Annotated in this window: 19 protein-coding genes; 15 read left to right on the top strand and 4 right to left on the bottom strand. The window is 71.8% G+C overall.

The window, feature by feature from the left end; translation table 11 throughout:
• The first annotated feature begins 149 nt into the window (after positions 1-149).
• From OG730_RS18655 to OG730_RS18595, 13 genes are all read left to right on the top strand, one after another.
• Entirely contained in the window at positions 150-1,157 is a 1,008-nt protein-coding gene (locus OG730_RS18655) for a Rossmann-like and DUF2520 domain-containing protein (protein WP_442814951.1), read from the top strand.
• Positions 1,154-2,152, top strand: a complete 999-nt coding sequence (panC, locus tag OG730_RS18650) for a pantoate--beta-alanine ligase (protein ID WP_327305288.1) — start codon at positions 1,154-1,156, stop codon at positions 2,150-2,152. The genes OG730_RS18655 and panC overlap by 4 nt, the downstream gene beginning before the upstream one ends.
• Positions 2,149-3,915: an L-aspartate oxidase gene (locus tag OG730_RS18645; RefSeq protein ID WP_327305287.1), complete on the top strand. Its 1,767-nt coding sequence runs from the start codon at positions 2,149-2,151 to the stop codon at positions 3,913-3,915. The genes panC and OG730_RS18645 overlap by 4 nt, the downstream gene beginning before the upstream one ends.
• 59 nt (positions 3,916-3,974) lie before the next feature.
• Positions 3,975-4,922, top strand: a complete 948-nt coding sequence (gene nadC, locus OG730_RS18640) for a carboxylating nicotinate-nucleotide diphosphorylase (protein ID WP_327309326.1) — start codon at positions 3,975-3,977, stop codon at positions 4,920-4,922.
• Between the two features lie 3 nt (positions 4,923-4,925).
• Positions 4,926-5,735 (top strand): type III pantothenate kinase, encoded by an 810-nt coding sequence (locus tag OG730_RS18635; protein WP_327305286.1) that lies wholly within the window; start codon positions 4,926-4,928, stop codon positions 5,733-5,735.
• Positions 5,736-5,970: 235 nt separating this feature from the next.
• Positions 5,971-6,156, top strand: coding sequence for a DUF397 domain-containing protein (locus OG730_RS18630; RefSeq protein WP_327305285.1), 186 nt, complete (start codon positions 5,971-5,973; stop codon positions 6,154-6,156).
• Positions 6,157-6,258: 102 nt separating this feature from the next.
• Entirely contained in the window at positions 6,259-6,897 is a 639-nt protein-coding gene (locus OG730_RS18625) for a hypothetical protein (protein WP_327309325.1), read from the top strand.
• Between the two features lie 264 nt (positions 6,898-7,161).
• Complete coding sequence (locus tag OG730_RS18620) at positions 7,162-7,752, top strand: hypothetical protein (protein WP_327305284.1); 591 nt, start codon at positions 7,162-7,164, stop codon at positions 7,750-7,752.
• Entirely contained in the window at positions 7,727-8,584 is an 858-nt protein-coding gene (locus OG730_RS18615) for a hypothetical protein (RefSeq protein ID WP_327305283.1), read from the top strand. Before OG730_RS18620 ends, OG730_RS18615 begins: the two co-directional genes overlap by 26 nt.
• A 22-nt stretch (positions 8,585-8,606) precedes the next feature.
• Complete coding sequence (locus OG730_RS18610; protein ID WP_327305282.1) at positions 8,607-8,780, top strand: hypothetical protein; 174 nt, start codon at positions 8,607-8,609, stop codon at positions 8,778-8,780.
• Between the two features lie 183 nt (positions 8,781-8,963).
• Positions 8,964-9,425 (top strand): BlaI/MecI/CopY family transcriptional regulator, encoded by a 462-nt coding sequence (locus tag OG730_RS18605; protein WP_442814950.1) that lies wholly within the window; start codon positions 8,964-8,966, stop codon positions 9,423-9,425.
• Positions 9,426-9,434: 9 nt separating this feature from the next.
• Entirely contained in the window at positions 9,435-9,965 is a 531-nt protein-coding gene (locus tag OG730_RS18600) for an amino-acid N-acetyltransferase (RefSeq protein WP_327305280.1), read from the top strand.
• A gap of 166 nt (positions 9,966-10,131) precedes the next feature.
• Positions 10,132-10,467 carry a histone-like nucleoid-structuring protein Lsr2 gene (locus OG730_RS18595; RefSeq protein ID WP_327305279.1) on the top strand — a complete coding sequence of 112 codons (336 nt, stop codon included), beginning with the start codon at positions 10,132-10,134 and terminating at the stop codon, positions 10,465-10,467.
• Here OG730_RS18595 and OG730_RS18590 read toward each other — a convergent pair.
• The gene (locus OG730_RS18590; protein ID WP_327305278.1) at positions 10,452-11,120 is read right to left on the bottom strand and encodes an SCO3374 family protein; all 669 of its coding nucleotides are present in this window, start codon (positions 11,118-11,120) and stop codon (positions 10,452-10,454) included. The genes OG730_RS18595 and OG730_RS18590 overlap by 16 nt on opposite strands.
• 487 nt (positions 11,121-11,607) lie before the next feature.
• On the opposite strand from OG730_RS18590, the gene OG730_RS18585 reads away from it, so the two are divergent.
• On the top strand, positions 11,608-14,133 hold the full coding sequence (locus OG730_RS18585; RefSeq protein ID WP_266905902.1) for an ATP-dependent Clp protease ATP-binding subunit: 2,526 nt from the start codon (positions 11,608-11,610) through the stop codon (positions 14,131-14,133).
• Positions 14,134-14,223: 90 nt separating this feature from the next.
• Here the strand turns inward: OG730_RS18585 and OG730_RS18580 are convergent, their stop codons facing one another.
• Complete coding sequence (locus tag OG730_RS18580; RefSeq protein ID WP_327305277.1) at positions 14,224-17,196, bottom strand: NACHT domain-containing protein; 2,973 nt, start codon at positions 17,194-17,196, stop codon at positions 14,224-14,226.
• A gap of 358 nt (positions 17,197-17,554) precedes the next feature.
• On the opposite strand from OG730_RS18580, the gene OG730_RS18575 reads away from it, so the two are divergent.
• A complete protein-coding gene (locus OG730_RS18575; protein ID WP_327305276.1) occupies positions 17,555-18,169 on the top strand; it encodes a M23 family metallopeptidase in 615 nt (204 codons plus the stop codon).
• 15 nt (positions 18,170-18,184) lie between these two features.
• Here OG730_RS18575 and OG730_RS18570 read toward each other — a convergent pair whose 3' ends face one another.
• Together OG730_RS18570 and cseC are read right to left on the bottom strand one after the other, a co-directional pair.
• Positions 18,185-19,465 (bottom strand): LamG-like jellyroll fold domain-containing protein, encoded by a 1,281-nt coding sequence (locus tag OG730_RS18570; protein WP_327305275.1) that lies wholly within the window; start codon positions 19,463-19,465, stop codon positions 18,185-18,187.
• 69 nt (positions 19,466-19,534) lie between these two features.
• Positions 19,535-20,848, bottom strand: a complete 1,314-nt coding sequence (gene cseC, locus OG730_RS18565) for a two-component system sensor histidine kinase CseC (protein ID WP_327305274.1) — start codon at positions 20,846-20,848, stop codon at positions 19,535-19,537.
• Positions 20,849-20,871 lie beyond the last annotated feature (23 nt).

Below are 20,871 nucleotides of genomic sequence, written 5' to 3'. Positions count from 1 at the left end.
CGCCCGTCCAGCCGCCCCGTCGGGACCCGCGCCGGTCCCGGTCACCCGTCCCGCCGCCCCGTCGGCCCCGGCCCCCGTGCCCGCCGTCCGCTCCGTGTCCTGGTTCATCCCCCGATCATCGCCGACCGGCCCGCACACCAGGAGCTAGCATGGCGACGTATCGTCCGGTACCCCCCGCGGACCGGAACGGAGCGGAAGGCCTCCCCCGCGTGAACACAGCCCCCCAGGCGGAGCGCCCCGCCCGGCTCGCCGTCGGTGTCGTCGGAGCCGGCCGGGTCGGCCCCGCGCTGGCCCGCGCCCTCCAGCAGACCGGGCACCGCCCCGTCGCCGTGTCGGGTGTCTCCGACGCCTCGCGGCGCCGGGCCGAGCGGATGCTGCCGGGCGTGCCCGTCGTCTCTCCCGCGCAGGTCATGCAGGTCTCCGACCTCGTGCTGCTGACCGTCCCCGACGACGCCCTGCCGTCCCTGGTGGAGGGCCTCGCCGAGACCGGCGCGGTCCGCCCCGGACAGCTCCTCGTGCACACCTCCGGGCGGTACGGGGTCTCCGTGCTGGACCCCGCGCGCCGCGCGGGCGCGCTCCCGCTGGCCCTGCACCCCGCGATGACCTTCACCGGCACCGAGGTCGACGTGCAGCGCCTCGCGGGCTGCTCCTTCGGGGTGACCGCCCCCGACGAGCTGCGGCTCGCCGCGGAGGCCCTGGTCATCGAGATGGGCGGGGAGGCCGAGTGGATCGCCGAGGTGAACCGCCCGCTCTACCACGCGGCCCTCGCCCTGGGCGCGAACCACCTGGTCACCCTGGTCGCCCAGTCGATGGAGCTGCTGGGCAAGGCGGGCGTCGAGCACCCCGCCCGGATGCTCGGCCCGCTCCTCGGCGCGGCCCTCGACAACGCCCTGCGCTCCGGTGACGCCGCCCTGACCGGCCCGGTGGCCCGCGGTGACGCCGGTACCGTCGCCGCGCACGTCTCGGAGCTGCGCAAGCACGCCCCGGGCACGGTCGCCGGATACCTCGCGATGGCCCGTACGACCGCCGACCGCGCCCTCGCGCACGGCCTGCTCAAGCCCGAACTGGCCGAAGACCTCCTCGGTGTGCTGGCTGATGACGGCGCGGCGATTCCCGGCCCCGGATCCGAAGGAACCGAAGGCGGCGACGAGCTGTGATCCTCCTCGACACCGCCGACGCGCTGCACCGCCTCCCCCGCGCCGCCGCGGGCACCCGCGCCGTCGTCATGACCATGGGCGCCCTGCACGAGGGCCACGCCACCCTGGTCCGCACGGCCCGCGAACACGTCGGCCCCACCGGCCAGGTCGTGGTCACGGTCTTCGTCAACCCCCTCCAGTTCGGGGCGAACGAGGACCTCGACCGCTACCCCCGCACCCTCGACGCCGACCTGGCGATCGCCGAAGCCGCCGGCGCCGACGCCGTGTTCGCCCCCGCCGTCGACGAGGTCTACCCCGGCGGCGACCCCCAGGTCCGGATCACCGCCGGCCCGATGGGCGGCCGCCTCGAAGGCGCCACCCGCCCCGGCCACTTCGACGGCATGCTGACCGTCGTCGCCAAGCTGCTCCACCTCACCCGCCCCGACCTGGCCTTCTTCGGCCAGAAGGACGCGCAGCAACTGGCCCTGATCCGGCGCATGGTGACCGACCTGAACTTCCCCGTGGAGGTGGTCGGCGTACCGACCGTCCGCGAGCCGGACGGGCTCGCGCTCTCCTCCCGCAACCGCTACCTCTCCGCCAGGGAGCGCGGCACCGCCCTCGCGCTCTCCCGCGCCCTGTTCGCCGGCCGCGACCGCCTCGCCGCACAGTCCGCGCTGCGCGCCCGCGCCGAGGCGCAGGCGCCGCCGGCCGGGGACGAGCGGGCCACCGGCCTGGCCCGGCTCGGCGAGATCCGGGCCTCCGCCGACGCGCACGCCGTCTCGGCGGCGGGCGCCGGCCTGCCGGAGGCCGTACGGGCCGCCGCGCGGCACGTCCTGGAGGAGGCGGGCCGTCACGATCCGCCGCTCGTCCTGGACTACCTGGCGCTGGTGGACCCCCAGGACTTCACCGAGGCCGGCCACGGCTTCACCGGTCAGGCCGTGCTGGCCGTCGCCGCGAAGGTGGGCGCGACCCGGCTGATCGACAACATCCCATTGGAGTTCGGAGCACAACCGTGAGCACCCCAGGCAGAGGCCCCGCAGCAGCGGGCACCAGCACCGGCATACGGCTCCACGCCCCGGCGCCCGGCTGGTCCGTGGACGCCGATGTCGTGGTCGTCGGGTCCGGAGTCGCCGGACTGACCGCCGCGCTGCGCTGCGCGGCCGCGGGCCGCCGTACGGTCGTCGTCACCAAGGCCCGGCTCGACGACGGCTCCACCCGCTGGGCCCAGGGCGGCATCGCCGCCGCCCTCGGCGACGGGGACACCCCCGAGCAGCACCTCGACGACACCCTCGTCGCGGGCGCCGGACTGTGCGACGAGGCCGCTGTCCGGCTCCTCGTCACCGAGGGCCCCGACGCCGTACGCCGCCTCATCGCGACCGGCGCCGTCTTCGACACCTCCGCCGAGACCGGCGAGATCGAGCTGACCCGCGAGGGCGGCCACCACCGCCGCCGCATCGCCCACGCGGGCGGGGACGCCACCGGCGCCGAGATCTCCCGCGCGCTCGTCGAGGCCGTCCAGGACGCCGGCATCGAGACCGTGGAGAACGCCCTGGTCCTGGACCTGCTCCTGGACGCCGAGGGTCGTACCGCGGGCGTCACCCTGCACGTCATGGGCGAGGGCCAGCACGACGGGGTCGGCGCCGTCCACGCGCCCGCCGTGATCCTCGCGACCGGCGGCATGGGCCAGGTCTTCTCCGCGACGACCAACCCGTCGGTCTCCACCGGCGACGGCGTGGCCCTCGCGCTGCGCGCCGGAGCCGAGGTCTCCGACCTCGAGTTCGTGCAGTTCCACCCCACCGTGCTCTTCCTCGGCGCCGACGCCGAGGGCCAGCAGCCCCTGGTGTCGGAGGCCGTCCGCGGCGAGGGCGCGTACCTCGTCGACGCCGGCGGCGTCCGCTTCATGACCGGCCAGCACGAGCTCGCCGAGCTCGCCCCCCGCGACATCGTCGCCAAGGGCATCATGCGCCGCATGCAGGAGCAGGGCACCCAGCACATGTACCTGGACGCCCGGCACTTCGGCGCCCAGATGTGGGAGCAGCGCTTCCCGACCATCCTCGCCGCCTGCCGCTCGCACGGCATCGACCCGGTCACCGAGCCCATCCCGGTCGCCCCGGCCGCGCACTACGCCTCCGGCGGCGTACGGACCGACCTGCACGGCCGCACCACCGTCCCCGGGCTGTACGCCTGCGGCGAGGTCGCCTGCACCGGAGTGCACGGCGCGAACCGACTGGCCTCCAACTCCTTGCTGGAGGGCCTGGTCTTCGCCGAGCGCATCGCCGACGACATCATCGGGAACCCGCCCGCGGGCACCGGCCCCGGCATCCCCGTCCCGGCCACCGGCCCCCTCCAGCCCGCCGAGGCGCGCTACGAGATCCAGCGCATCATGACCGACGGCGCGGGCGTGCTGCGCTCCGCCGAGTCCCTGCGCCGGGCCGCCGCCGCGCTCGAATCCCTGTACGCGACGGCGCTGACGGAGCTGGAGACCCGGGGCAAGACGGCCGTGCCCGGCACCGAGACCTGGGAGGCCACCAACCTCCTGTGCGTGGCCCGGGTGCTGGTCGCCGCCGCCCAGCGGCGTGCGGAGACCCGCGGCTGCCACTGGCGCGAGGACCACCCGGACCGGGACGACACCGACTGGCGGCGCCACCTGGTCGTCCGCCTGTCGGAGACCGAGCGGCGGGCCCTGGTCGTCACCACCACGGACTCGGCGGACTTCCCGTCCGTACGGATCCCTTCGCGCACAGCCACCACCGACAGCAACGAAAGCCTGGAGCCGTAACCGTGAGCACGCACGAGCACGACCACAACCACGAGCACGAGCACGCCGAGCTCCCCGTCGTGGGCCAGAGCGAAGCCGGCGGCTGCGGCGACGACTGCGCCTGCGGCGAAGCCGAGGAGTCCGGTCTCGACCCGGCTCTCGCCGAACTGCTGGAGGAAGCCGGCCTGGACCCCATCGAGGTCGAGGACATCGCGCACATGGCGCTCTCCGAGGACCTCGACGGCGGGGTCGACGTGACCACCGTCGCCACCGTCCCCGAAGAGGCCGAGGCGATCGCCGACTTCGTCGCCCGCGAGGACGGCGTCGTGGCCGGCCTGCGGATCGCCGAGGCCGTGTTCTCGGTGGTCTGCACCGAGTCCTTCGAGGTCGAGCGGCACGCGGAGGACGGCGACAGCGTCAAGGCCGGCGACGTGCTCCTGTCGGTGCGCTCGCGCACCCGGGACCTGCTGACCGCCGAGCGCAGCGCCCTCAACATCGTGTGCCGCCTGTCGGGCGTGGCGACGGCCACCCGCCGCTGGGCCGAGGTCCTGGAGGGCACCGGCGCCAAGGTCCGCGACACCCGCAAGACCACCCCGGGCCTGCGCTCCCTGGAGAAGTACGCGGTGCGCTGCGGCGGCGGGGTCAACCACCGCATGTCGCTGTCGGACGCGGCACTGGTCAAGGACAACCACGTGGTCGCGGCCGGCGGGGTCGTCCAGGCCTTCACCGCCGTGCGGGAGGCCTTCCCGGAGGTCCCGATCGAGGTCGAGGTCGACACCCTGGAGCAGGTCGGCGAGGTCCTGGAGGCCGGGGCCGACCTGATCCTGCTCGACAACTTCACCGTCGAGCAGACCGCGAAGGCCGTCGCCCTGGTCGCCGGCCGCGCCACCCTGGAGTCCTCGGGCCGCCTCACCCTGGACACGGCCCGCGCCTACGCCGAGACCGGCGTCGACTTCCTCGCGGTCGGCGCGCTGACCCACTCCTCCCCGATCCTGGACATCGGCCTCGATCTGCGCGAGGCGGTGTAACCGATGCTCCTCACCATCGACGTGGGCAACTCCCATACGGTCCTTGGCCTGTTCGACGGTGACGAGATCGTCGAGCACTGGCGCGTCTCGACCGACGCGCGCCGCACGGCCGACGAGATGGCCGTGCTGATGCAGGGCCTGATGGGCATGCACCCGATGCTCGGCAACGAACTGGGCGACGGCATCCACGGCATCGCGATCTGCTCGACGGTGCCGGCGGTGCTGCACGAGCTCCGCGAGGTGACCCGCCGCTACTACGGCGACGTGCCGGCGGTGATCGTGGAGCCCGGCACCAAGACGGGCGTGCCGATCCTGATGGACAACCCGAAGGAGGTCGGCGCGGACCGCATCGTCAACGCGGTCGCCGCCGCCGAGCTCTACGGCGGCCCCGCGATCGTCGTCGACTTCGGTACGGCGACCACCTTCGACGCGGTCTCCGCCAAGGGCGAGTACGTCGGCGGGGTCATCTCCCCGGGCATCGAGATCTCCATGGAGGCCCTCGGCGTACGGGGCGCCCAGCTCCGCAAGATCGAGCTGGCCCGCCCGCGCAACGTCATCGGCAAGTCCACGGTCGAGGCGATGCAGTCGGGCGTGGTCTACGGGTTCGCCGGCCAGGTCGACGGGATCGTCGGCCGCATGGCCAAGGAGCTGGCCGGCCCGAACGGCGTCCCGGACGACGTCCGGGTCATCGCCACGGGCGGCCTGGCCCCGATCGTCCTCGGCGAGGCCGAGGCCATCGACGACCACGAGCCCTGGCTCACCCTGATCGGCCTCCGCCTGGTCTACGAGCGCAACGCCCCCACCTTCGGCTGACCGCGCCGGGCCGGCCCCCGGCCGCCCGGCCCGCCCGACGGCCCCCGCCCTCCCCCCCCCCGGAGGCCGGGGGCCGTCTGCTCGCCGCCTCCCCGCCCTTACCGCGCCCTGACGCCCGTCGTGACAATTTCCCCGGAAATGGCCGGAGCACGGCCGTCGCGGGGATAACGTGCCCCACGAGATGTTCCGGGAGCCCGTCCCCGGCGCCGCGGCGCCTGTGACCGGAGGAGACGACATGACCGCTCGTGCCGCCTGGCAGAAGTCCTCGTTCTGCGGCGAGGGGGACAACTGCGTGTACGTCAGTGCCGCCCCCGGAACCCTGGTCCGCGTGGCGGACCGCGCGGACCCGGCCCACCTGGTCCTCGCCACCACCCAGGCCGCCTGGGCCGATTTCCTGCGCGTGGTGAAGCAGTCGGACTAGGTCGTCTCTCGACACGCGCCCTGAACATGTCCACTCAAGGGATTTTGTCCGATTAGCGCGTATCTTCGGCCCATGCCCACGCCCTACGGATCCCGCGGCGGCATGGCGTTCGGCGCCGATGAGCTTCACGTGCTCAGGCGCTCGCTCGCTCACGCCCTTCAGTCCTCGACGGCCCCTCTGACGGCCGTCGAGGTCCAGGACTGCCTGCGCCTCGCGGCGTCGGTGGACGACGCGGTCCAGGAGGCGGGGAGACTCAGAGCGTTCCTCCTCGCCGACCTGGCGCGGTACAGAGCCGCCCTGCCCGGCAGCCTCTCCGGCTACCTGGAGCTGCTGCAGGACGCGCTGGCCGCCGGCTACGAACCCGTACCGGACGACCTGGCGGCCCTGCGGGCGCTGCGCGCCAACCCGGTCGCCGGCGCCCTGCTGGAGCGGGCCCAGACCATCGCGGAGCGCTCCGTACGCCGCAGGCTCTCCACGGCCCCCGCCCCGCGCACCCGGCTGCTGACCCTCGCGGGCGGCACCGACACCCGCGTCTCGGACCCCCGCGTCTCGGACCCCCGCGTCTCGGACCCGCGCGGCGCAGACAAGGGCGGTACCGACAAGGACGGCGACCCCGGGCGCCCGAAGCCCGACACCCGCCCCGACGACCGCCCCTCGCGCCCCATCCCGACCCCGGGCGAGGTCTTCCCGCCCCGCCGCAAGCCCGCGACGCCCCCGGAGGCCGGTCGCGCGGTCGGGTAGCCGGAGATTGCTTCCCTTCTGGCCGTTGGCACCTCGTACGAGTGAACGGGGGGCGCCGCAGGCGTGGTGACTTGATCGAGGCGTCAGTCTGAGGTGCGGAACGAGCATGCTGCGGGAGGGGACGGCTGGTGGCCGGTAGTGGGAGAAAACAGAGAGCGGAGCGCGCGCTCCGCTCTCTGGCAGACCCGTTTACGGTGTCGGCTCCCGCAGGCGCACGGATCAGGGATCGTCTGCGTGTGTCCGCCGGCGACGACGAGGTGTTGCGTGTCGTCATCCCGCTGGGCGGGATCCCTCACCCGTGCCGTCGAGGATCAGTACCAGCTCTCCCTGCGCTGTCTCTTCGGTGAACGGATTTCGCTTCGCCGGACCATCGCCAAGATCCGTCAGCGACTGGCCGTGCCTTGTGGCAGTCGGTTGGGCGGTGTCCGGGGATATCCGAGCCGAGCCGAGCGGGCGCAGAAGCAACGCCGGTTGCAGGTCCTCAGCGCTTGCCTGGCCGAGGTGGAGCGGCGGATCGCGGCCGGGCGTCCGGCGATCGTGGTCGGCGGCCGGAAGCTCGCGAGGAACCGGCACCACCTCGCCGCCGCCGATCTCACCGAGGCCGAGTGGCGGGAGCGGTGGGATGCGCGCCGCCTGTTCCTGACCGCCGACGGTGAGTCGGATGTGCCCTATGGCAACTACACGATCAGCGTGAATCCCGCAGATGGCACGGTCGCGATCGTCCTGCCCGAACCACTCAGACACCTCGCCAACGCACCGCGCGGACGCTACCGGCTGGCCTGCACCCATCACCTTCAACCACCGCCGCGACGAGTGGCTCGACCGGATCATGGCCAACCGCTCTGTCCGATATGACATCGTGTGCGACCCGGGACGAGGGCGCTGGTACCTCGACGCTTCCTGGGCCACCGCGCATACGGTCCTCCCGACCCCCGCCGAACTGGCCGCAGCCGGCACCCGGCTGCTGGCGGTGGACCTCAACGCCGGCCACCTCGCCGCCTGTGTCATCGACACCCACGGCAATCCCGTCGGCCGGCCGTTCACCGTCCCCACCGACCTGACCGGCCCCACTTCCCGGCGCGACGGACGCCTCCGGCAGGCGATCACCGACCTCATGCACCTCGCACGCGAGAACGGCTGTGCCGGTCTTGCGATCGAGAACCTCGGCTTCGCCGACGCGCGTGCCACCGGCCGCGAGTCGATGGGCCGGGGCAAGCGCGGAAAGGCGTTTCGGCGCACGGTTGCGGGCTTGCCCACAGCACGCTTCCGTGACCGGCTGTCCGGCATGGCCCACCACGCCGGACTCCTCGTCGTCGCCGTCGACCCCGCCTACACCTCCCGCTGGGGCGCCCAGCACTGGAAGGCCCCACTCCAGCAGCAATCGAAGACCACGATCGTCACCGGCCATCACGCGGCCGCCGTGGCGATCGGCAGACGCGCCCTCGGACACGGGATCCGGCGTCGGCCAGGTGTGACCGCACACGACCAGAGGATCGTCGTACGGAGAGCTACCGGCCAGACCGCTCCCCTACCCAGGGCACGAGGGACCGCGAGCCCGCCCAGGACCACAGGCACACCCGACCCGGGTGCCAAGACCTGCCGGAACCGAAGCGACCAGCTCGCGCTGTTCCCCGTCCCCCAAAACCGTTCGGGGAGACAACCGGCAACGCCGGTGCAACATCGTTAGGAACGGTAGCTAGGCTGGGGGCATGGACTACGTTTCCGCGCTCGTGCCCCCCTTCGTGATGGCCGTGTTCTTCATCGCGCTCGTCGTGACGATCGTGAAGAGCCAGGGCGGCGCCAACAAGGCCAAGGAGGACGCGGCCGTCGACGCCGTGCTCGCCCGCGCCGAGGCCGCTCAGCAGGCCCAGCCCCAGAAGTAGACCCCTCCTCGGGCCCCCTCGACAGGGGAACGGGCGTACGGCTTCCCTGCCGTACGCCCCTTCTTCGTTGGGCGGCCCCCGGATTTTGTCGCGCCTTGCCGCCCGGATAGCCGCGCAATTCACCACAACCCGCACTATCGTGCTGCTGTGCCTCGCCCCTTGGGAGAACTCGAAGACGCAGTCATGACGCGGGTGTGGCAGTGGAACCGCCCGGTCACCGTTCGCGAAGTCCTGGAAGACCTGCAGCAGGAACGGTCCATCGCGTACACCACGGTCATGACCGTTATGGACAATCTTCATCAGAAGGGCTGGGTCCGCCGCGAGGCGGAAGGCCGCGCCTATCGATATACGGCGGTCTCCACCCGGGCCGCTTACTCGGCCGCACTGATGAACGAAGCCTGGTCGACGAGCGACAACCCCGCGGCCGCCCTCGTGGCCTTCTTCGGCATGATGTCGGCGGAACAGCGCGAGGCACTCAGGGACGCCGTACGCATCGTGCAGCCGGCGGAACCGGAAGCCTCCCCGGAACCAGAAGCCGCCTCCCCGGAACCCGAAGCCGTCCCGGAACCCGAAGCCGCCTCCCCGGCCGCGCCGCCCGATGTCGAAGGCGACTCCGCGGCGCCGGGCACCGAGCCGGGGCGATAACGTCCGGGCATGGTTGAGTTTTCCGCTGCACATGCAAAAACAGTGACGATCCGCCGAGCGCGCACCGGTGATGTTCCCGCGCTGCGCCGCCTGCTCGACCAGTACGTTCAGCAGCGGATCCTGCTGGACAAAGCGCCGGTCGTCCTTTACGAGGACATCCAGGAGTTCTGGGTCGCCGAACGCGACTCCGATGGCCAGGTCGTCGGCTGCGGCGCGCTCCACGTGATGTGGGAAGACCTGGCCGAAGTCCGCACTCTTGCCGTCGATCGCGACTTGAAGGGCGTTGGAGTCGGACATCTCGTGCTCGACAAGTTGCTGGAGACCGCCCGGAGGGTAGGCGTCAGCCGGGTTTTCTGCCTGACCTTCGAAGTGGACTTCTTCGCGAAGCACGGCTTCACCGAGATCGGTGAGACCCCGGTCGACACCGATGTGTACATGGAGCTGCTGCGTTCCTATGACGAGGGTGTCGCGGAGTTCCTCGGTCTCGAACGAGTGAAGCCGAACACCTTGGGCAACAGCCGGATGCTTCTGCACCTCTGATCGATCACGGCGGGGATTTCACAGGAGCCCCGGCTCCGTGGCCTATGTCCGAATCGCGCACGTTTCCCGACCCGTTGCGGACCCGAACCCGTGACGGGGGGTTTGTGTTTTCCAGGCAAAAGCGGTTTCCTTTCCGCGTACTGCTTTTCGATGAAAGGAAATCCCGGTGGCACAGAAGGTTCAGGTCCTTCTTGTCGACGACCTCGACGGCGGCGAGGCGGACGAGACGGTGACGTTCGCGCTGGATGGCAAGACCTACGAGATCGACCTCACCACCGCCAACGCTGAAAAGCTCCGCGGCCTCCTCGACCCGTTCACCAAGGGCGGTCGCCGTACCGGTGGCCGTGCCGCGGCGGGCCGTACCAAGGGCGGCCGCGCGGCCGCGACGTCCGGCAACCCGGACACGGCCGAGATCCGCGCGTGGGCCAAGGCCCAGGGCATGAGCGTCAACGATCGCGGCCGCGTCCCGCAGGACATCCGCGAGGCTTACGAGAACCGCTGACCCACGGTCGGGTCCGCGGTGCCGATGCGATGTGCGGAGGCCGTACGCAGTCGCGCCCGGTGGCATTCCGTCGCCGCCGCCGCGACCAGGCGTACGAGACCGGGCCCGGTGGCGTCCCCGCCACGACCGGGCCCGGAGCCCTGCCCCGCAGCGGGCAGGGCGGGCAGCAGTGCCTCACACCCCTGCTCGGGGGGCCGCAGCCACACGGCGGCCCCCCGAGGGCTTTCCCCGGGCCCCATCAGGTGTCCCGGAGGCGCCGGAGCGGTGATCCGGCCACCCGTACCCAGGGCGGCGAGATCCAGGGCCACCCCGCCCCACTCCAGCCAGTCGAGCAGCCCCTCCAGCTCGTCGGCGCTCCCCGGGGCCACCAGGAACCGCATCCTGCGACCCATGAGCGCCACGGGGCCCGTGGAGTCGCCGCAGGGGCCGCGCAGGACCGCGGCGCCGGCATCGGACGGCAGCTCCAGCACGTCGAACCGCACCCCGGTGACGAGCTGCGCGGGCGGACCGCCGGCCACGGGCCAGCCGAGCACGCGTTCGTACCAGTACGCGAGTGCTTCGGCGGATTCCGCCCCGTCGGCCGCACGGGCCGCGGGGGCCCCGATCGGGACGCGGGGGAGCGGGACGGTGACGGGCGGCGCGGTGAGGGCCATGCCCGGAGCAACTGCGGAATCGCTCCGGAGTTACGCGGGAGGGGACGCCCGATGTGACCCAGAGCACTCGTATCAATGCGGAACGTAAACGTCCGGGGAGCCGGAGTCTCACATTCAGGACGGAAGCGTGTTCGCCCGTAGCGGAGGGAAGAGTCGTCCACCAGCGTGAACCGTCCGCTCTTACGGGTAAGACATTCCTAGTGGATCGGGGCGACACGCTGATTTACAGGGTCCGAGACCGGCTTCCGTTCGCCATCGGCGTACACGTGTGACGGGTATCTGCCTGGCCTGCGGGAACATCGTCTCGCACCATCGGGTTGGAGCAGTTGTCGGCACTTACAGCCGGGTTTTCCCACGGACGTGAGGGTGAGCCGCGGACGGATGTCGGCAGTTGGAATGAGCTGTCCCGCCCCGCGGGACTAGCATGCGGAAGGACAGGGCGGGGACCGACCCCGAACTGCCCGACCGCTCTGAGGAGCGATAAACGATGTTCGAGAGGTTCACCGACCGCGCGCGGCGGGTTGTCGTCCTGGCTCAGGAAGAAGCCCGGATGCTCAACCACAACTACATCGGCACCGAGCACATCCTCCTGGGCTTGATCCACGAGGGTGAGGGTGTCGCCGCTAAGGCCTTGGAGAGCCTCGGGATTTCGCTCGAGGCTGTTCGCCAGCAGGTTGAGGAGATCATCGGACAGGGGCAGCAGGCCCCTTCCGGCCACATCCCCTTCACCCCGCGGGCGAAGAAGGTCCTGGAGCTTTCGCTCCGAGAGGCCCTCCAGCTCGGCCACAACTACATCGGCACCGAGCACATCCTGCTCGGCCTCATTCGCGAGGGCGAGGGCGTCGCCGCCCAGGTCCTGGTGAAGCTGGGCGCCGATCTCAACCGAGTCCGGCAGCAGGTCATCCAGCTGCTCTCCGGCTACTCCGGCGGAGGCAAGGAGTCGGCCACGGCCGGCGGCCCGGCTGAGGGCACGCCCTCGACCTCGCTCGTCCTGGACCAGTTCGGCCGCAACCTCACGCAGGCCGCTCGCGAATCCAAGCTCGACCCGGTCATCGGGCGCGAGAAGGAGATCGAGCGGGTCATGCAGGTGCTCTCCCGCCGGACCAAGAACAACCCGGTCCTCATCGGCGAGCCCGGCGTCGGCAAGACCGCCGTCGTGGAGGGCCTGGCCCAGGCGATCGTCAAGGGCGAGGTTCCCGAGACGCTCAAGGACAAGCACCTCTACACGCTTGACCTGGGTGCCCTGGTCGCCGGTTCCCGCTACCGCGGTGACTTCGAAGAGCGCCTCAAGAAGGTGCTCAAGGAGATCCGCACCCGCGGCGACATCATCCTGTTCATCGACGAGCTCCACACCCTCGTGGGTGCGGGTGCCGCCGAGGGCGCGATCGACGCCGCCAGCATCCTGAAGCCCATGCTGGCCCGTGGTGAGCTCCAGACCATCGGTGCCACGACGCTGGACGAGTACCGCAAGCACCTTGAGAAGGACGCCGCTCTCGAGCGCCGCTTCCAGCCGATCCAGGTGGCGGAGCCTTCCCTCCAGCACACCATCGAGATCCTCAAGGGCCTGCGCGACCGCTACGAGGCCCACCACCGCGTCTCCATCACGGACGAGGCCCTCGTTCAGGCGGCCACCCTGGCCGACCGGTACATCTCGGACCGCTTCCTCCCGGACAAGGCGATCGACCTGATCGACGAGGCCGGCTCCCGGATGCGCATCCGCCGGATGACCGCGCCGCCGGACCTCCGCGAGTTCGACGAGAAGATCGCGAACGTGCGTCGCGACAAGGAGTCGGCCATCGACTCCCAGGACTTCGAGAAGGCGGCTTCCCTCCGTGATTCGGAGAAGCAGCTGCTGGCGGCGAAGGCCAAGCGCGAGAAGGAATGGAAGGCCGGCGACATGGACGTCGTCGCCGAGGTCGACGGCGAGCTCATCGCCGAAGTCCTGGCGACCGCGACCGGCATTCCGGTGTTCAAGCTGACCGAGGAGGAGTCCTCGCGACTCCTGCGCATGGAGGACGAGCTCCACCGTCGCGTCATCGGCCAGAAGGACGCCATCAAGGCGCTCTCCCAGGCGATCCGCCGTACCCGTGCGGGTCTGAAGGACCCGAAGCGTCCCGGTGGCTCGTTCATCTTCGCCGGCCCGTCCGGTGTCGGTAAGACCGAGCTCTCCAAGACGCTCGCCGAATTCCTCTTCGGCGACGAGGACGCGCTGATCTCCCTCGACATGTCGGAGTTCAGCGAGAAGCACACGGTTTCCCGTCTCTTCGGTTCGCCCCCCGGCTACGTGGGCTACGAAGAGGGCGGCCAGCTGACCGAGAAGGTCCGCCGGAAGCCGTTCTCCGTCGTCCTCTTCGACGAGGTCGAGAAGGCCCACCCGGATATCTTCAATTCCCTTCTCCAGATCCTGGAGGACGGTCGCCTGACCGACTCCCAGGGCCGGGTCGTGGACTTCAAGAACACGGTCATCATCATGACGACCAACCTGGGTACCCGGGACATCTCGAAGGGCTTCAACCTCGGCTTCGCGGCCCAGGGAGACACCAAGACCGGATACGACCGGATGAAGGCGAAGGTCAACGAAGAGCTCAAGCAGCACTTCCGGCCCGAGTTCCTCAACCGTGTCGACGACACGGTCGTCTTCCACCAGCTCACCGAGGAAGACATCGTCCAGATCGTCGACCTGATGATCGCCAAGGTCGATGACCGCCTGAAGGACCGTGACATGGGCATCGAGCTCAGCACGGAAGCGAAGGCACTGCTGGCCAAGCGCGGCTACGACCCGATCATGGGTGCCCGCCCGCTGCGCCGCACGATCCAGCGCGAGATCGAGGACATCCTGTCGGAGAAGATCCTCTTCGGCGAGCTGCGCCCCGGTCACATCGTGGTCGTCGGCAAGGAGGGTGAGGGCGACGAAGCCAAGTTCACCTTCCGCGGTGAGGAGAAGACTCCGATCTCGGACCTTCCCCCCATCGAGGCGTCGGGCTCCGGCCCGGACCTCACCAAGGGTGCGTAAGCGCTAGCCGCTCCGAGCGGTACGAAGGGGCGGCCCCGGGACCGAGAGGTTCCGGGGCCGCCCCTTTGGCGTGGGCGCCATGGGCGGCGCTCAGTCCTCCCGGTCCGGCGTCACCGGCTTCAGCGCCGCCTCCGGGAAGCTGTGGGCCACCCGCGCCCGCAGGGACGAGTCCGACGGCTTGTCGTCGTAGATCATGATGGTCCGGAGCGAGGGCAGGTCCGCGTACGTGGCGAGGCCGTCCAGCGCCCTGGTGTGCACGGCGAGCTCCTCCAGGCCCCGCAGTGCCGAGAGCTCCGCCCACGCGGCCCTGCCGCCCGGGTGCCAGCTCTGGCCGAGCCACAGCTGCCGCAGGCTCGTGAGCCGTCCCAGTCCGGCCAGGTCCGGGTCGGCGTCTTCCAGTCGGAGCACTTCGAGGGGGGCCTCCGGGGAGAAGTCCGCGAAGGACCACGGGCCGTGCTCCGAGTGCAGCGTGAACGTGCGCAGCCGGGGCCAGGCGGCGAGGGCCGGGCCGAGGGGGACGTCGCCGTCGAGGCGGAGGGTCACCTTCTCCAGCGGCAGCCCGTGCAGCGCGCTCAGGTCCCGCAGATCGGGCCATGCGTCGATGTCGAGCCACCGCAGTGAGGTCTGGCCGCGCAGGAAGCCGGCGTCGGTCCCTTCGGAGAACCACCGCAGGCCGAGGCCCGCCACGGGCCGGCGGGCCAGGAACCGGGTCAGGGCGGCCCGGCTCACCCCTTGGCGGACGTAGAGGCCGGGCGGGCCGGTGAAGTCCGTCAGGGCCTCGAGGTCGGAATCCCGGATGATGACGAGGTCGTCGGGGGGCGGGACCATGCGCGCGAGCACCTCGGCCGCGTAGTGCTCGGGGTCGAACCTTTCCCAGGAGCGGGTCAGTATCGCGCGGAGCTGTTCGTTGGGGTGGTCGCAGAAGCCGGCGAGGTAGCCGACGGCCGCCTCGGCCCCGGTCTCCGCCGCCGCGATCACCGAGAGGCGGGTGGTGCGGACCGACTTTCCCGCGGACGGCAGCAGTTCCAGGATCAGCGGCCCGATCCGGCCGAGGGCGCGCGCCGCCTCCTCGTCCTTCGGCGGGATCAGCCGCAGGGCGGCCTTGTGGACGTCCTGGCGCAGCCCGGGGTCCAGCTCGGCCGCGTACTCCAGTGACGCGAGGGCCAGCAGGACCGACCGGTCGGAGTCGCGGACCAGCAGGTCGCCGATGATTCCCGCGCGGTCGTGGGGGCGGCCCTGGGCGACCGCCATGCGGATGACGTCCTCCCACTGGTCGTCGTCCGCGTGCCGGGTCAGCTCCCCGAGACCGCCCTCGTCCAGTGCGGCCCGGGCCCCGAGGAAGTCCTGGAAGGTGCGGTGGACGAACTCCAGGGTGTCCTCCGTGGGCGCGCGCAGGAGGCCGGTCCGCTCCAGGAAGTGGCGGAGGACGGCAGGCGCGTCACCGAGCACCTGAGCCGCCGGCACGGCGGGCAGCGCGGCTGCGATCAGCTCCTCGGCCCGCTTCCGGGCGATCTGGGTGCGGCCGTTGCGGATCAGCCAGTACGCGAGCCGCTGGAGGAGCTGGAGCTGCGGCTCCTCGGCCAGTTCCGGCAGGCGCAGCTCCCGTTCGCGGTCGCGGCGGTGCAGCAGCATGGACAGGGCGGCCGTGTAGAGCTCCTTGCGGCCCGAGGGCAGGAAGCCGCGCCGTTCGCGGTGCAGGGCGCAGATCAGCCCGCACAGCAGCGGATTGGTGGCGAGCCTGGCCAGCTCCGGTTTGGTGGCCAGGGAGGCCAGCAGCTGATCGCGGAGGTCCTTGCCCGCCTCGGCCGCGCGGTGCCAGCGGGTGACGAAGCCGGCCACGTCGGCCCGGTTCATGGGGGAGAGGGTCAGCTCGGCGAACTCCTCCGAGGCCAGCCAGTCCTGACGGACCGCCGAAGGGCGGGAAGTGACCAGCCAGCGGTTGCCGGGGTAGGCGGTGAGCAGATCGGTGAGCCAGTCGCGGGCGCGGTCCCGTTCGCCCTCCGGGATCTCGTCGATGCCGTCGACCAGGACCAGGCCCCGCCCGGCGTCCAGGACCCGGCTCTCCCACCCCTCGGGGGCCCGGCCCTTCAGTGCGGTGGCGACCAGGAAGTCCTCGGGTGCGGGCAGGCGCTCCGCGTAGCGGCTCAGGTTGCGCAGGGGCAGTACGAAGGGGACCAGTCCGCCATCGGGTTCGTTCCGGGCGGTGGAGACGGCCAGCCACTGGATCAGTGTGGTCTTGCCGGAGCCGGCCTCGCCGCGGAGCAGTACGCGGGGCTCGAAGGCCAGTACGTCTTCGGTGCTGACGGGGGCCGGCCCCGGCGCCGGGAGCGCGGCGCTGCCCGCCCCGCCGGCGTGGCGGGGGCGGGGGATCGCCTCCAGACTCACGTAGGCCAGGTCCAGCGGCCAGCGCGCCGAGCCGGGAGCCAGGTCGATCCCGAAGATCGTCAGCGTGTTGTGCCGCTTGACCAGGTACTCCAGGTACCTCGCCTCGAACTCCGCGTCCCGGCCGTCCTGGCGGGGGATCCGGGCGAGCAGGGCGTCGATCTTGGCGATCGTCTCGGCCTGGCGGTGGGCGCTCTGGACCAGGGCCGCCGGGATGTAGGTGGAGCGGGTCGTGAAGAACTGCAGGATGTGCAGGCAGGTGGTGACCAGCAGCTCGTCGTGGAAGAGCTCGGCGTCCCGGCCCAGGCCCGTGGGCGGCGCCGCCCCGCGCAGGGCGGCGGCGAAGGCGCGCGGGCCCATCTCGACCGCCTGGGCGTCCTCCAGGTCCAGGTCCCCCAGGGAGTGCAGGGTGACGGCCAGGGCGGCCGCGACGCCCGCCTCCTCGCCCGGCGGCAGCGGCTGCTCGCCGGGGGCCCGTAAGGCCTCCGCGACCAGCTTGTCGGCGAGCCGGCGCAGGTCGTCCCGGGAGAGGGTGCGCTGCTCGCGCAGGGAGACGTAGGAGGAGATCCGTACGGGCCGGTCCACGAGGCCGGCGCCCGCGCCCTCCCCGCGGAAGAGCTTCTTCACGAGGGGGGTCACAACCCCCGAGGCCAGCCGGATCCCCACCACGGATGCGTCCACGAGCCAGAGGGTAGCTCCGGTGTGACGCCGGTCGCAGGGCTTTGGTCCCGGGGCGGACCCGCCGGAGGTCCCGCGCCGGTGACAAGCCGCACAGGGCAAATCGGACCTACTAGGAACATTCGTAGAGATCGATGTCCGATTTGCCCTACCGCTGCCCCAGTGGTGGGGCGGTCAACAGGGCTGACAGCCCCCTCCGTACCTACGAGCCCGGGTAGTACCGGGGAGGTTTGGGGAAGCCGGGGTGCCCGGGTTACCAAGGATGAGCAAGCAAGCCCGGCACCTGCTCAGCGTGCCGGGTCCTTTCTTGCCCGCAGCACTCCGCAGCACCGTCCCCGTCCCCGGCCCGGAGGTTTCCTTCATGTCCGCGAAGCGCGTCAGCACCCGTCGTACCCGTATCGCCATCGGCGCCACCGCCCTCGGCGCGGCCCTGGCTCTCGGGGCCGGGACGACCGCCGCCTTCGCCGACGAGGTGCCCCAGGCCGAGCTGACCGGTACGGTCCAGCTCGTCGCCGAGCAGGCCGCCGCCCAGGCCGCGGCCCTCAAGGCGCAGGCCTCCCTGTGGGAGAAGCCGGTGTCGAAGTACACGCTCTCCGCGACCTTCGGCAAGGGCGGCACCATGTGGTCGCACAAGCACTCCGGCCAGGACTTCGCCGTCCCGGTCGGCACCCCGGTGGACGCCGTTTCCGCGGGCACCGTGGTCAAGGCCGGCCCCAACGGCGGCGGCGACGGCCCGGCCTACGGCAACGCCATCGTGATCAAGCACGCGAACAACACGTACTCGCAGTACGCGCACCTCTCGAAGATCCAGGTCAACATCGGCGAGAAGGTCTCCAAGGGCGAGCAGATCGCGCTCTCCGGCAACACCGGCAATTCGAGCGGCCCGCACCTCCACTTCGAGATCCGGACCACCCCGAACTACGGCTCGGCCGTGAACCCGGTGTCCTTCCTGCGGACGGTCGGCGTCACCGTCTGATCAGGCACCGTCCGATCAGCCGGTCACCCAGGCGTGGGTCGCCGTGGCGCGGCCCGCGGCGTCGAGATCGCCCTTGCGGTGGGCGGCGGCCTGCTCGGGCGTGAAGGCCGATTCGTAGATCCTGATCTGGTTCATCCCGCCCTTGAACGCGCCGGCCCACGCGTCCTGGTGGCGGGCCCGGCCGAGCTGCAGGGGGCCGGAGTTCTGCCAGATCCCCGGGACCGCGGCCTCGCCGGCCTGCTTGCCGTCCACGTAGAGATGGATCATCTTCTTCTCCGCGTCGTACACGGCCACCAGCACCGCCCAGGTCTTGACCGTCTTCTTCCCCGTGGAGGAGACCGTCACCACCGTGGGCGTCGCGCTCTTCTCGGTGGTCCGCACGCGGAACACCCAGGCCTGCTTGCCGTCCACCTCGTCCGCGCCGAGCTCGATGGAGAAGGCCTCCCCGGTGCCCTGGCTCATCACCACGTGCGTGCCCTTCGCCGTGGAGGCGTTGTTGACACGGGCCGCGAGGGTGAAGCTCTTGGTCGTGTCCACGCCCGGCTCGGTGGCCTGGGCGTACGAGTTCGGATTGCCCTTGAGGGTGAGCTCGTAGCGCGTGGTCACCTTGGGCACCGTGGCCTCGGGGCCCATGCGGACGCTGGTCTTGCCGACGCTGTCCCGGAGCAGGGAGACGTCGCTCGACACGGTGGGGGAGTAGCCCTTCGACGGCGAGGCGTCGGGATCGGGAGACCCGGACGCCGGCGCGGAGACGCTGGGGGAGGAGGAGGGGGCGTTGTCGGCCACGTCCTTCGCGCCGGGCTTGCCGTCCCGCAGCAGCACGAACGTTCCGCCTCCGGCGAGCAGCAGCAGGACGGTCACCGCTCCGCCCACCATCCACAGCCGCTTCTTGCGCCGCTCGGCGGCCGACCGGTCGGCCATCGCCTCCCAGTCGGGCTCGTCTCCGAAGGCGACGGGCGGCGGGTTCAGGTCGGGGCCGTTCAGGCCGTACGGGCCGCTCGGGCCGTTCGGGCCGTTCGGGCCGTTCGGGCCGGGCTCCTCCGGGAACGGCAGCGGGGGGCCGAAGGTGCCGGGCGCGGGCGGGCTGGGCGGGTAACCGTAGCCACCGGCCGGCGGGTAGCCGTAGCCGCCGCTCTGCGGGTGGACGCCGTCATCGCCCGACGCGGTCCGGTCGGGGGAGCCGGGCGGGAACCCGTAGCCGCCCGGCGCGGGTATTCCCGGCGGGAACCCGTAGCCGCCACCCTCCGGGGCGGGCTCGGGCTGGGGGCTGTGCGGGCGATCCGTACCGTCAGTCATGGTTCGGATGCTAAAACATCGGCGTCCGCAAGCGAACAGCCGATGGTCGCGATACGACACCGATCCCGCTCAGACCTCCGGCCGCAGCGTCGGGAAGCTCCCGGTCGCCGTCGGCGCGTGCTCGGGCAGCCACAGCACCGCGACCGCCCCCGCGGCCGCGCCGCTGTGGACGAAGCCGCCGGGGGCGGCCACGTTGCGGAACGTCAGCCGGGCGCCCAGCACCCGCGCCTGCCCCTCCGCGATGGTCAGCCCCAGCCCGTGCCCCACCCCGGCCCGGTCCGTGGACCCGGTCCGGAACCGGCTCGGCCCCTCGCGGAGCAGGGCCTCGGGGAAGCCCGGCCCGTGGTCCCGGACCCGTACGACCCGGCCTTCGACATCGACCTGGACCGGCGCCCGCCCGTACCGCGCGGCGTTCGCGAGGAGGTTCCCGAGGATCCGCTCCAGGCGGCGCGGATCGGTGCTGACGATCTCGTCGGCGACGATCCGTACGCTCGCCTCCGGCATCAGCGAGGTGACCCGGCGCTGCACGAACTCGCCCAGCGCCACCTCCTGGAGCTCGGCCCGCTCGGACGCGCTGTCCAGCCGGGCCACCTCCAGGACGTCCTCGACCAGCGCGCGCAGCGCCTGCGCGCGGTCCCGTACGAGCTCGGTCGGCCGGCCCGGCGGCAGTAGTTCCGCCGCCGTGAGCAGGCCCGTCACCGGGGTGCGCAGTTCGTGCGCGATGTCGGCGGTGACCCGCCGCTCCGCCTCCAGCCGCTGCTGGAGCGCGTCCGCCATCGCGTCGACCGCCCGCGCCAGGTCGTCGGTCTCGTCGCGTACGACGCCCCCGACCGCGTCCCGCACCCGTACCTCGGGATCCCCGTGCGCGACGCGCTGCGCCGCGGCCGCGGCCTTGCGCAGCCGGCGCGAGATCTGGCCGCCGATCAGCACACCGAGCGCCGACCCGCCGACCACCACGGCCAGGGAGCCGATGACCAGGGCCCGGTCCAGGTCGCGCACCATGTTGGCGCTCTCCCGGAACTGCGTGTGGAGCGACAGCACCTGCCCGTTGCCGAGCGGTACGGCCGCCCACACCTCGGGGAGCCCGCCCGGGTTGTCCTGGATGTAGGTGCCGCGCCGCCCCGACCGGGCCTTCTCGCGCAGCTCACCGGGCAGGTCCGGGTCGTTGAGCTTGGCGCCCATGGGCGGCTTGCGGCCGGCCTCGGCGTTGCGGGAGATGAACTGCACCCGGTCGAGCTGTACTTCGCGCGCGCTCTCCAGCATCGAGACGCGGGCAGCGCTGTGCACCACCAGGCTCAGCGCGATGGCGGTCAGCGCGCCCACGGACGCGATGGCGAGCGTGATCTTCCAGCGGATCCCGGTCCGCAGGGTGAACCGCTTCATTCAGATGTCATCCCGCGCTCGTC

Origin of the sequence: Streptomyces sp. NBC_01298, from assembly GCF_035978755.1 — a bacterium.
GTDB lineage: Bacteria > Actinomycetota > Actinomycetes > Streptomycetales > Streptomycetaceae > Streptomyces.
Note: the sequence above shows the minus strand (reverse complement) of the source record. Positions and strands in the feature narration are given on the sequence as shown.